Source organism: Hyalangium sp. (assembly GCF_035629615.1).
Classification (GTDB): Bacteria; Myxococcota; Myxococcia; order Myxococcales; family Myxococcaceae; genus Hyalangium.
In genome coordinates this window covers 1-12,009 of record NZ_DASPHO010000327.1, presented here as the reverse complement: position 1 = coordinate 12,009, position 12,009 = coordinate 1, and the positions used below count along the sequence as shown (strand labels likewise).

At 70.0% G+C, this 12,009-nt stretch carries 8 protein-coding genes; all 8 read left to right on the top strand.

Annotation, left to right across the window (positions count from 1 at the left end; translation table 11 throughout):
* Window positions 1-189 precede the first annotated feature (189 nt).
* Window positions 190-3,132: a choice-of-anchor D domain-containing protein gene (locus VD972_RS16410; RefSeq protein WP_324988012.1), complete on the top strand. Its 2,943-nt coding sequence runs from the start codon at window positions 190-192 to the stop codon at window positions 3,130-3,132.
* A 193-nt stretch (window positions 3,133-3,325) separates the two neighbouring features.
* The gene (locus VD972_RS16405; protein ID WP_324988015.1) at window positions 3,326-3,655 is read left to right on the top strand and encodes a hypothetical protein; all 330 of its coding nucleotides are present in this window, start codon (window positions 3,326-3,328) and stop codon (window positions 3,653-3,655) included.
* A gap of 142 nt (window positions 3,656-3,797) precedes the next feature.
* Complete coding sequence (locus VD972_RS16400; protein WP_324988008.1) at window positions 3,798-6,014, top strand: serine/threonine-protein kinase; 2,217 nt, start codon at window positions 3,798-3,800, stop codon at window positions 6,012-6,014.
* A gap of 19 nt (window positions 6,015-6,033) precedes the next feature.
* Window positions 6,034-8,046: a serine/threonine protein kinase gene (locus VD972_RS16395; RefSeq protein WP_324988005.1), complete on the top strand. Its 2,013-nt coding sequence runs from the start codon at window positions 6,034-6,036 to the stop codon at window positions 8,044-8,046.
* A gap of 206 nt (window positions 8,047-8,252) precedes the next feature.
* Complete coding sequence (locus VD972_RS16390; protein ID WP_324988004.1) at window positions 8,253-8,777, top strand: MerR family transcriptional regulator; 525 nt, start codon at window positions 8,253-8,255, stop codon at window positions 8,775-8,777.
* A gap of 50 nt (window positions 8,778-8,827) precedes the next feature.
* Complete coding sequence (locus VD972_RS16385; protein WP_324988001.1) at window positions 8,828-9,325, top strand: sigma factor-like helix-turn-helix DNA-binding protein; 498 nt, start codon at window positions 8,828-8,830, stop codon at window positions 9,323-9,325.
* A gap of 105 nt (window positions 9,326-9,430) precedes the next feature.
* Entirely contained in the window at window positions 9,431-10,975 is a 1,545-nt protein-coding gene (gene purH / locus VD972_RS16380) for a bifunctional phosphoribosylaminoimidazolecarboxamide formyltransferase/IMP cyclohydrolase (RefSeq protein ID WP_324987999.1), read from the top strand.
* A gap of 3 nt (window positions 10,976-10,978) precedes the next feature.
* The coding region (locus VD972_RS16375; protein WP_324987996.1) for a zinc-ribbon domain-containing protein at window positions 10,979-12,009 on the top strand (1,031 nt) is incomplete at its 3' end.

The window sequence follows — 12,009 nt, the reverse complement described above, 5'->3', positions numbered from 1 at the left end:
AAGACCCTGCGCATCCCCAAGATCTGAGAGAGGGCGTTCTCCAGTGCACGGCCGCGCAACTTCCATGGGTGTGTGGTTGCTCGCCCCAACGTGGGTGCCTAGCTTCGCCACCTGATCCTCCAGACTCCCAGAGTGGGTGATGGGAGTACCTGGCGGTGTGGGATGGGCGACGGTGTGGGGGTAGGGACCATGAGTGCGCGCTGGGGCCTGTGGGCCCTCGTGGTGGGGCTGCTTGTCGGGTGTGCTGACCGGGAGCGTGCATCGATGGCGGATGGCCGGTTGACGGCGACGCCAGCGGGCATTGATTTTCAACGCGTGGCGGTGTTCGACGGACGCGAGACAGCGGTGACGCTGCGCAACGTGGGCCGCTCGCGCATCGAGGTGGGTGACATCTGGGTGGAAGGGCCAGAAGGGCAGTACCTGGCCAGCTTCACCCATGAGGGGCCCCACAGCTTGCAACCCGGAAGCGAGTGCGGGCTGAAGGTGCGCTTTGCGCCCCTGGCGCCTGGGAGCCTCCCGGCCACGCTCGTGATCCGCTCGGATGCGAAGCGTGAGCCCATCCTCCGGATTCCCCTGAGGGGCGCGGGCGTGGATGCCTGGGCGCGGGTGTCGCCGCGCAAGCTGGACTTCGGCCGCATCGAGGCCGAGTCCTCGAAGACGCTGAGCGTCAGCCTGGAGAACCCCACGGACATGCCGGTGGAGGTGTCCGCGCGCCTGGTGGGCGTGGACAAGGACGAGTTCTCGACGGTGACCGTGGCGCTGGGGGCGAACGAGAAGCGCGAGCTGCCGCTGACGTTCAACCCGGTGAAGGTGGGGCGCAAGAGCGTGGCGCTCGCGGTGGCGCCGTGCCGCGGCTGCGCGGACGTGCCCGTGCAGGTGGTGGCCGAGGCGCTGGATCGCGCCGTCATCGCCGAGCCGCCCGAGCTGGACTTCGGGGGCGTGCCCATCGACAAGGACAAGCGGCTGATGTCGCGCATCCGCAACATCAGCACCGAGCCGATGCAGGTGACGCGCCTGGATCTGGAAGGGAAGGATGTCTCTTTCAGCCAGGCCGCCACGGACTTCCCGCTGGTGCTCCAGCCCGGCGAGGTCCGCGAGTGGGAGCTGCGCTACAGCCCAGGCCACATGGGCCCCGCGGAGGACACCGCGCGCTACCACGTGGTGAGCCGGCGCAACCCCATCACGCCGGTGAAGCTGCTGGGCCACGGCGGCGCGGCGGAGCTGTGCGTCTCGCCGGTGGCGCATGACTTCGGCCGTCAGCCGCTCGGCTCCAAGCTGGCCGTCATGGTCAACATCAAGAACTGCGGCTCGGAGAACGGCGGGCCGCTGAAGCTCACGGGCCTGGAGTTCCAGGCCGATCCCTCCGGCCCGGTGCAGTTCAACGCCTCGGCGCTGCCGCTGCCGCACACGCTGGGGCCCGGCGAGGAGCTCAACCTCAAGGTCTTCTACGAGCCCACGCGCGAGGGCCCCTCCACCGGCGCCCTGGTGCTGACGACCAACGCCTTCAACGCCGCCTCGGTGCGGCTCGACTTCCGCGGCCAGGCTCAGCGCCACGAGCCCTGCCAGCTCGCCATCACCCCGACGGCGGTGAACTTCGGCACGGTGCCACCGAGGCGGGGCGCGGTGCTCGGAGTGAAGGTGGAGAACCGCGGCCGCGATCTGTGCGCGGTGAAGAACGTCCGCATGCGCGATGACGGAGGCGGCGTGTTCCGGCTGCCGGGCCGCGAGCTGGATGGCCTCATCGTGTACCCGGGCAACTGGTTCAGCTTCCAGGTGGCCTTCAACGCGCCGCCCGCGGGTGGCTCGTTCCTGGGCTCCGTGCAGCTCGAGCAGGCGGATCCGGCCAACCCGCTGCTCCTCGTACCGCTGCAGGCGCACTCGCAGGACGCATGTCTGGTGCCCACGCCACGCTACGTGGACTTCGGCATCGGCCGCAGGGACTGCCCGCCGGCGCCTCGCCAGGTGAACTACATCAACGGGTGCCCCAGGCCGATCACCGTGTCCGGGGTGCGCCTGGGGCCGGGCACCACGGACAGCGAGTTTGCGCTCACCTCGACGCCAGACCCGCTGCCGCTGACGCTCCAGCCGGGCGAGGCCTTCACCGCGGGGGTGGAGTACTACGCCCAGGTGACGGGGATGAACCTCTCGCCCCTCTTCGTGGACTCCAGCGAGCTGCCCGAGCCGCTCCTCGTCTCGCTCCTGGGAGAGTCCTCCGATCGCGTGGACAAGACGGACACCTTCGTCCAGCAGGATGGCACCAAGGTCGACGTCCTCTTCGTGGTGGACAACACCGCCTCCATGGTCGAGGAGCAGCCCCGGTTCACCCAGGCGCTGCCGGCCTTCGTGAACACCGCCCTGGACAAGCGTGTGGATCTGCACGTGGCGGTGACGACCACCGGCATCCACCCGGAGTCGGACTCCTGCCCGGGCGGCGCGCGGGGCGGCGAGGCCGGCCGCTTCTTCCCGGTGGACGGCAGCCGCCAGCGCATCCTCACGCACCAGACGCCGGATCTCGCCGGCAAGCTCCAGGGCAACGCCCAGGTGGGCCAGTGCGCCTCCGTGGAGCAGGGCTTCGAGGCAGTGCGCCGCGCGCTCTCGGATCCGCTGGTGAGCGGGGCGGACGATCCGCGCACGCCGCTGCCCAATGACGGCAACGCGGGCTTCCTCCGCGACGAGGCCGCCCTGGTGGTCGTCTTCGTGGGCGACGAGGACGACCACTCGCCGGACAGCGTGGACACCTACGTGCGCTTCTTCCAGGGCAAGAAGGGCGAGTTCCAGCCTCAGCGCATGACGATCTACGCCATCGCGCCCACGGCAGCCGCCTGCTCCACGGCGGGTGGCGCGGGCACCCGGTACGCCGAGGCAGCCGCTCGGACGGGAGGCGAGGTGGTCTCCGTGTGTGCCCCGGACTACGCCCCGCTGCTTCGCTCCGTGGCCACCAAGGCGTTCTCCCCCCAGGACCGCTTCCCGCTGAGCGAGCTGCCGGATCCAGGCTCGGTCTCGGTGCGTGTCAACGGGACGCCTGGCTCCACCGGCTGGAGCTACGACGCCACCACCAACAGCGTGGTCTTCGCACCGGGCCCGGCTCCTGGCGCGAAGGTGGAGATCTCCTATCGGCGTGCCTGCCAGTAGACGGCGGGATGGGCTTCGCAAGGGGCCGATTTTCAGGCTCCAGACAGAGGATGTCGGCCCTAGGTGCTACAGGGCTGCATCACCCTGTGTGGATGACCAGAAAATTGGAGGACCCCACGTGCTGAGTACCCTGAGCCCATCCCCGCCGCAGCCGAGGAGGCGTCTGGTGAGTACCCGTCAGCACAAGCAGCCCCTGTCCCAAGAGCCTGGCGCGTCCTCGCGCAGCTCGGGCGCAGGGCTGCGCGTCATCCGTGGCGAGGGTCAGCGCCGGCCCGATGAGCCGCTCACCTCCCGGGACGCCGTCGCCCGTGTGCTCATGGCGGCCGGGGCGGATCTGCTGCTGCGCCGCATCTCCCCGGATCGTGCGGCGGAGATCGAGCGCCAGGTCGACCGGGCGCTGGACCTGTTTGACCGGGTGGACGCCAACCCCTTGCTCCTACCCGTCCTCCGACGCCACCTGGACGCCCTGGAGGCGCTCATGCGAGAGACTCGCGAGCGGCGCTCCGCCCGCCGGGGCGGCTGAGCGCCCGTCCCCTCGGCTGCTGGGGGCCCCCCTTCTCCTGAATGCTGCACCAGAGGTTTGACCCCTCTGGCGGTGGCGCTTACGCTCGGGGTCTTTGTAAGCCTGGGCACCCCCAGCGGCCGCGCCGATGGTGGGTCAGACCGTGTCACTCGAGAACTACGGCAACTACCAGCTGCTCAAAAAGCTCGCCACGGGCGGGATGGCGCAGATCTACCTTGCGCGCCGCAAAGGGCCGGAGGCCTCCGACGAGTTGGTAGTCGTCAAGCGCATCCTTCCTCACCTGGGCGAGAACAAGGAGTTCGTCCAGATGTTCTTGGACGAGGCCAAGATCGCCGCGCGGCTGGCGCACCCCAACATTGTCGCGGTCTACGATCTGGGGGCTCAGGACGAGAGCTTCTTCATCGCCATGGAGTACATCCACGGCGAGGACGTGCGGCGCATGTGCAAGCGCGCGAACGCCCAGGGGCTGGAGCTGCCGGTGCCGCTGGCGTGCCGGATCGTCATCGACGCGTGCGCGGGCCTGGACTACGCGCACAAGAAGACGGATCCCACGGGCAAGCCGCTCAACATCGTCCACCGGGACATCTCTCCGCAGAACATCCTCGTGTCCTTCCAGGGCGAAGTAAAAGTCGTGGACTTTGGGATCGCCAAGGCGGCGGACCAGGCCACCGTGACGCGCTCGGGAGTGCTCAAGGGCAAGTACTCGTACATGTCTCCGGAGCAGGCCGCCGGCAAGCGGGTGGACTGCCGCAGCGACGTGTTCGCCCTGGGGGTGGTGCTCTATGAGCTGCTCACCGGCACGCGCCTGTTCAAGCGCGCCAGCGACATGCAGACGCTGTCGGCGGTGGCCGAGTGCAACGTGACGCTGCCCTCCCAGGTCAACCCGCGCGTGCCCGTGGACCTGGATCCCATCGTCATGAAGGCGCTGGCCAAGGAGCCGGAGCAGCGCTACGCCGAGGCCAGCCAGCTCCAGGACAGGCTCGAGGAGTGGCTGCGCACCCACCAGCTCGCGTCGACGCCCAAGGAGCTGGCGGGCTTCCTGCACGAGGTGTACGAGGAGCGGCTCGCGCGTGAGCAGCGCTCGGGCAGCATCGTCGTGGAGGACGAGCCTCCCACCACCGGCCAGCGCACCGCCGTGGGAGGGCACCGCCGCTCGGGGACCCACTCTCCTCCCGTCTCCTCGAAGGAAGTGACTCGGGCGGATCGCGGGGAGGCGCTCTCCGCCGCGGCGGATGAGAAGTCCGAGGCGACCGATCCCACGGCCCAGCAGCGCCCCTCGAGGAACAACAGGGTCGTCGACGTGCGCCGTGAGACGGAGCCGGAGCGCCCGCGCGTGGAGCGTCAGGTCTCGGGCTCCCGGCCCGTGACGCCGGCGCCCGCCCGTCGCCTGGACCCTGCCGAGATGCCGACGCAGGCGCTGGATGAGCAGTCGCTGGCGCTGTCCATGACGGGGACGACCCAGGCCCCGCGCCGGGACCGTGCCCGCCGCCGGTGGATGGGGATCGTGGCCGCAGTGACAGCTGCGGCGATGGTCATCGTCCTGGGGATCTGGCTGTGGCCCTCGGGCCCTCCTCCGGCCACGGTGCTGCTGGAGACGGTGCCTCCCGGCGCCAGGGTGGTGTTCGAGGGCGATGCGCTCACGGGCATGACGCCGCTGACGCTGCCCGCCATGCCCGCGGGGACCTACCAGGTGGTGGTCTCCCGGGAGGGTTACGAGGAGCTGCGCGTCTCGGTCGCCATCCCGGCCACGGGGAGGCTGCCGCTGGCGCCGTTGACGCTGAAGCCGGTGTCCGCGAAAGAGCCGCAGCCCCCCAGGGTCAAGCCACCGGAGGTGACGCCTGCTCCCAACCCGGCGGCAGCGGCGTTCGTGAAGCTCACCCTGGAGACCGAGCCGGTGCAGGCGACGATCTTCGTGGATGGGAAGGAGCGTGGCCTCTCTCCGCAGGTGTTGGAGGCGAAGGCCGATCAGGAACTGGAGGTGAAGGTGACCGCTCCTCAGTTCCGCTTGCTAGAGCAGAGGGTGAAGGTCAAGGCAGGCCCCGCGCAGGTGGAGATCCTCAAGCTCGAGCCGCTGCCGAAGACTGCGCCCACCCCTCCCATCAAACCGATCCGCGTGGATCCGCCCAAGCCGCCGCCGCCGGAACCGGCCGCGACCAAGGCGCTGGTGCGCTTCGCGGTGACGCCGTGGGCAGAGGTCTCCTGCAATGGACGCAACCTGGGCTCTACACCGTTCCAGGACGTGGCGCTCCCGCTGGGCACCTACCAGTGCAAGTTCCACAACCCCGATCTGGGACGGACGATCAGCCGCAGCATCGAGGTCAGGGCCCTTCCCCTGAACACGGTGAAGGTGAAGTTCTAGCCATGGTCTGGACGCTCCTGTGACGCTCGCCCCAGGCACCCAGATCGGCAAGTACGTGGTCATCAAGAAGCTCGCCGAGGGGGGGATGGCGGAGATCTACCTCGCCACCTCGCAGGGTGCGGAGGGCTTCGAGAAGGAAGTCGTCATCAAGCGGATCCGTGCCTTCATGGCGAGCGATCCCGGCTTCGTGGACATGTTCATCGCCGAGGCGCGGCTGGCCTCGCGGCTCAACCACGCCAACGTGGTGCAGATCTTCGACTTCGACAAGCACGAGGACTCGTACTTCCTGGCGATGGAGTACGTGCGCGGCTGCACGCTCTCGGACCTGCGCAAGAAGTGCAAGGACCTGATGGAGCCCATGCCGCCGGTGCTGGTGGCGCACATCGGCGCGGACGTGGCGCGCGGCCTGCACTACGCCCACCGGCTCAAGATCAACGGCGAGCCCCTGTTCCTCGTCCACCGCGACGTCACCCCGCACAACGTCCTCATCTCGTTCGACGGGGCGGTGAAGCTCACGGACTTCGGCATCGCCAAGGCCGGCAACAAGCTGACCTCGCCGGGCATGCTCAAGGGCAAGTTCGCGTACATGTCGCCCGAGCAGTCGCGCGGCGAGAACGTGGATGCGCGCACGGACGTCTTCGCGCTCGGCATCGTCCTCTGGGAGATGCTCACGGGGGGCCGGCTGTTCGACGGGGACTCGGACCTGGCCGTGCTGCGCGCGGTGCAGCAGAGCGCGATCGCTCCTCCGTCCCGCCTCAACCCGGACGTCCCCGAGGAGCTGAGCGCCGTGGTGATGAAGGCGCTCGAGCGCAACCCCGACGCCCGCTACCAGACGGCGGGTGAGCTCGAGCGGGCGCTCGTCCAGTTCGTGCTGAACCACGCCCAGTCCCCGGACGACACGGACGTGGCAGCCTTTGTGCGCCGGGTCTACATCGGCATCCTTCCCTCCGCGCTGGCGCTGCCCGCCATGCCCGAGCGCACCCAGCAACTGCAAGGGGTGCAGCCCGAGGCGGAGGCCGAGCCCGCGCGCCGCGAGCCCACCGCCGTGCTGCCCGGCCCTCGGGGGCGCCGGGGCTCGACGGCCGGAGGAGGGGAGGAGAGCCGGCCCGAGCCCTCGCCCGACGAGGATGTCCACGCGCCCACTCACCTGCTGCCCGCACGCGAGAGCTCCCTCGGGGGGAAGGTGCCGCCGGCCTGGGTGACCACCCCTGGCAGGCCTCTGCCGGCCGTGCAGGGCAAGACGCCCACGCCCGGCGCGCCGACTCCGGCTGTCTCCCAGGCCGAGGGGGATGCCTCGTTCCGGCCCACGGAGGCAGCGCTCCCTTCGGTGAGGCCCGTGAGCCAGCGCCTCCCCGCCGTCTCCAGCCCCGCCGAGGCCAGCTCCGAGCCTCCCCGGTACGAGCCCACCGTGTCGCTCCCGGCTCCTGCGCCCTCCGCACCTCCCGCGGCCCAGCCGAGAGCCTCGTCCGGAGCCAGGCGCATGGGGATGTGGGCCGGGCTCGTGCTGATGGCCCTCTTCGCCATCGTGGGGATCGACTCCCTGGTCCGCTCACGGCCCCAGCCCCAGCAGCCGGCTCCCAGCACGTCCCAGGACACGGAGGCCATGGCGGCGGGCGAGCCGGGTACGCCTCCTCCCGAGACTTCACCGCTCGCTGCCGCGACCGCGCCGCCCGCAGTCGTGACGCCTCCTCCTTCTGTCGTGACGCCCCCGCCCTCGGCGGCCACCACGCCTCCGGAGCCTGTCCCGGCGGCCCCGGATGCCGGCAAGCAGGAGGCTCCTGGAGCGGTGGCGGTGGTCCCCGCGGGAGGCTCTGCCCGCGCTCCGAAGGGCACCCTCACGCTCCGTGCGACGCCGTATGCCACCATCCTGGTAAACGGGAAGTCCCACGGGGAGGCCGTGGGCCAGCGGGTCCTCAAGCTGGCTCCGGGCAGCTACGAGCTCACCTTCCAGCACCCGAAGAAATCCGAGACGAAGCGCTTCACCCTCGAGCCCAACGGCACGGTGAAGCTGGAGTTCCGCGCCCCTCGTTGAGCGCGCGGCCTCGCCTGTTTCCGCCCCGCCTGACCCCGCCTCGCGTCGACGCCTGAGCCCCCGCCGGCCCGGGATCCGCCCGGCGTCCACTGGCTCTGTCCGCTTTTGAACGCTCCCTTTCGCGCTTTTCGGGCTTGACATGCGCCGCCGGTTTCTGGCACTGAATAGATTATCTTCAATAGATTGGCTTGAGTATCTTATATTGAATGGAAGCGATGGAACTGCTGGGTCCCGAGGAGATTGAGCGGATCGAGCGCGACCACGCAGGCGGTCTGCCGGTGCGCGCAATCCTCGAGATCTTTCGGCCCCGGGGCGTGCAGCTCTCAGAGGCGACGTTCCGCAAGTACGTCCAGGCGGGGCTCCTGCCGCGCAGCCGCCGTGTGGGCCGCAAGGGCAAGCACCAGGGCAGCCGGGGGCTCTACCCGGTGGAGGCCGTGCGGCGCATCAACGCCATCAAGAAGATGATGGCGGAGGGGCACACGCTCGAGGACATCAAGCGCTCGTTCCTCTTCCACCGCAACCACATCGACCAGCTGGAGCGGAACTTGTCGTCGGTGCTCGACGGCTTCCAGTCAGAGCTGGGGGACCGTCCGTTCGGTGGGGAGCACCGTCGGACGCTGGAGGAGCAGTTGGGCGCCCTGCGGCGCCGGGCGCAGGACCTGGTGCGCGACGTGGCACGTCTGGGCAGTGCCGTCACCGCTCACGGAGACGAAACGCCCGATTCGCAATAGGATGCTACAGGCCTGGACAACCGGATAGATTGGGAACATTCGGAGGGGACATGTCGGAAGTGAAGCAGCTTCAGGGCGAGGAGGAGGGTGGGGAGGGAGAGGAGGGACTGCCGGCGGAGCGCCGCCGCTCGAAGACCATGTCGCGCAAGGAGATGGCGCGCGACCTGCGGCGCCGGCGGCTGACGGGGCAGGTGGATCCCGAGGAGGGCGAGCTTCTCAAGACGATTGACTCGCAGCGGCCGCGCACCCGCGCCGACTGCGTGAACGGGCCGAGGCCGTGCCTGTTCGTCTCGTGCAAGCACAACCTCTACCTGGATGTGAACCCGGAGACGGGCTCCATCAAGCTCAACTTCCCGGACAAAGAGATCCAGGAGCTGGAGCACACCTGCGCCCTGGACGTGGCGGAGAAGGGTGGCATCACCCTGGAGGAGGTGGGGGAGATCATGAACCTCACCCGCGAGCGCATCCGCCAGGTGGAGACGCGGGGCCTGATGAAGCTGCGCGAGGCCACCGAGGCCGAGCCGCCCATCTCGGCCCGCAAGCCCTGAGCGTCCGAGCGTCAGGTGGGATGCGCCGGCCCTACGCGGCGCGTTGACACCCTGGGGGGCGGTTGGTAACAGGGCCGCCACCCTCTCACCACAAGGCGCTCCCTCGTGCTGGCTCTCCTCAGCGTTTCCGATAAACGCGGGCTGGTCCCATTCGCGCAGGGCCTCGTCCAGCGGGGCTTCCGGCTCCTCTCCACCGGAGGCACCCTGGCGGCGCTCCAGGCTGCGGGTGTCCCCGCCACCAAGGTCTCCGAGCACACCCAGAGCCCGGAGATCCTCGGCGGCCGGGTGAAGACGCTCCACCCCCGCATCCACGGCGGCCTCCTGGGGCGGCTGGAGCAGGAGGGCGACCGGGCGGAGATGGCGGCTCATGGCATTGAGCCCATCTCCCTGGTCGCGGTGAACCTCTACCCCTTCCGGCAGACGGTGGCCTCCGGGGCGAGCGAGGCGGACACCCTCGAACAGATCGACATCGGTGGGCCCGCCATGGTGCGCGCGGCGGCGAAGAACTCGCGCCACGTCACCGTGGTGGTGGATCCCGAGGACTACGAGGCGGTGCTGGCGGAGCTGGCGAAGGCCGGTGGGGTGGGGGAGGAGACGCGGCGCCGGCTGATGCGCAAGGCGTTCGCGCATACGGCGGCGTATGACGCGGCCATCGCCGGGTGGCTGGCGGGCCAGGCCCAGGAGCCCTTCCCCGAGGAGCTGTCGCTGCCCTTCCGCAAGGCCCAGGGCCTGCGCTACGGCGAGAACCCCCACCAGCGCGGCGCCTTCTATCAAGAGCACTCCGCGCCGCATGAGCCCACGGTGGCCTTCTCCAAGGTTCTTCAGGGCAAGGAATTGTCCTACAACAACATCCTGGACCTGGACGCGGCGCTCGGGCTCGTCCTGGAGTTCCCCGAGCAGCCCTGCGCCGTCATCATCAAGCACAATACCCCTTGTGGCGTAGCGGTGGAGGCGGAGCTGGTGAATGCCTACCGCACGGCGCGGGCCGCGGACGAGGTGTCCGCCTTTGGGGGCATCGTCGCCCTCAACCGCGAGGTGGACGAGCCGACCGCCAACGCCCTGGCGGAGACGTTCCTCGAGGCGGTCATCGCTCCCGCCTACTCGGCCGCCGCGCTCCAGGTGCTGGGCACGAAGAAGAACCTGCGGCTGCTGGAGGCAGGGCTCGGGCTGGCCTCGCCCCAGGCCCGGCCGCGCGTGCAGCTGGATGCCCGGAGCGTGTCCGGGGGCCTGCTCCTGCAGGACAGGGATGCGGCCGAGCCGTCGCTGGAGTGGAAGGTCGTCACGAAGCGTCACCCTACGGCCGAGGAGGAGAAGGCCCTCCGCTTTGCCTGGAAGGTGTGCAAGCATGTGAAGAGCAACGCCATTGTCTTCGCCTCGGCGGATCGGCTGCTTGCGGCGGGAGGTGGACAGACGAGCCGAGTGGACTCGGTCAAGATTGCGGCCGTGCGCGGTGGGTCGGCCCTCCAGGGCAGCGCGGTGGCCTCGGACGCCTTCTTCCCCTTCCGGGATGGGCTGGACGAGGCTGCCCGGGCAGGGGCCTCGTGTGTCATCCAGCCTGGTGGCTCGGTCCGCGACGCAGAGCTCATCGCCGCCGCCGATCAACATGGACTGGCGATGGTACTGACGGGAGTGCGACACTTCCGGCACTGAACCATGCGGATCGTCTGCCAGAAATGTGCGGCTGCCTACGCGATCGATGATCGGCTGATCTCGCCGAAGGGGGTTCGTGCGCAGTGCCCCCGGTGCCGACACCTCCAGCTCGTGAAGCGGGACGCCGTGGGCCCCCCGCCCGAAGCCGTTGCGCCCGCCGCTTCGGCGCCCCAGCCTCAGAGCGCCCCACCCGGTCCCTCGCCACGCCCCATGCCTGCGGCCCACCCGGCGGCGGGCAACTCCGCGTTGGCCGCGGATCTCTTCAGCGAATTCAGCTCCTCGCCTGAGGAGGCGCTGCCACCGGATCCGCTGTTCGATGGGCTCGTGGATCCGCCGCCGCCGCGCGCCGCCGCGGCGCCTCCCCATGGGAGCTCCGGGGATCCGCTGCTCGACTTCCTCGGTCCGCCGCCCGAGGCGCCGCCTCCCCCCGTGATGCAGGCTCCTCGCCGCGCACCGGGGCCCGCGGGTGCCGCGCCGGGAGGACCCGGGATGCCTCCTCAGGCCGCTCGGCCCCAGGCGCCTGCGCCCGCGCCGAGCGCTCCCGTGGAGGCCCCGGTCGGGTGCCGTGAGTGCAACAAGGCGCTCAGCGATCCTTTCGATCAGGCGATCGGCACCTGCGAGGACTGCCGGAGGAAGCTGGATCAGCCGTCGGTCCCCACGCAGGCCACGCCCGCGGGCGCGAGCAGCTCGGCCTCTGCGTCGGGCTTCGAGCTGCCTCCACTCGAGGCCATCGACGTGTCCGGTATCTCCTCCGAGGCGCCGGCGCTGACGCTCGAGCCTCGCAGCGGTGTCCGCTCCAATCCTCCCCGGCCCTATAGCTCCGGCGTGTCCGGGCCGCAGCCCCCGCAGCCCTTGCAGATGCGCAGCGCGGGCGGAGGCTTCCTCAAGGCGCTCCTGGTGGTGCTGCTCCTGCTGCTCGTAGGAGGCGGCGCCGGGTACTACTTCCTGGTGATCAAGCCCCAGGAAGAGGCCGCCGCGCAGCTCGATGTGCCGCCCGTGCCGCCTCCTCTCCCTGCGGCGATCAAAGACGTGCT

What these genes read in the sequence shown, in the direction of transcription:
- VD972_RS16390 (WP_324988004.1), top strand. Translation starts at nt 8,253, where the DNA reads ATGGAAGCGATGGAACTGCTGGGTCCCGAGGAGATTGAGCGGATCGAG.
- VD972_RS16410 (WP_324988012.1), top strand. Translation starts at nt 190, where the DNA reads ATGAGTGCGCGCTGGGGCCTGTGGGCCCTCGTGGTGGGGCTGCTTGTC.
- VD972_RS16385 (WP_324988001.1), top strand. Translation starts at nt 8,828, where the DNA reads ATGTCGGAAGTGAAGCAGCTTCAGGGCGAGGAGGAGGGTGGGGAGGGA.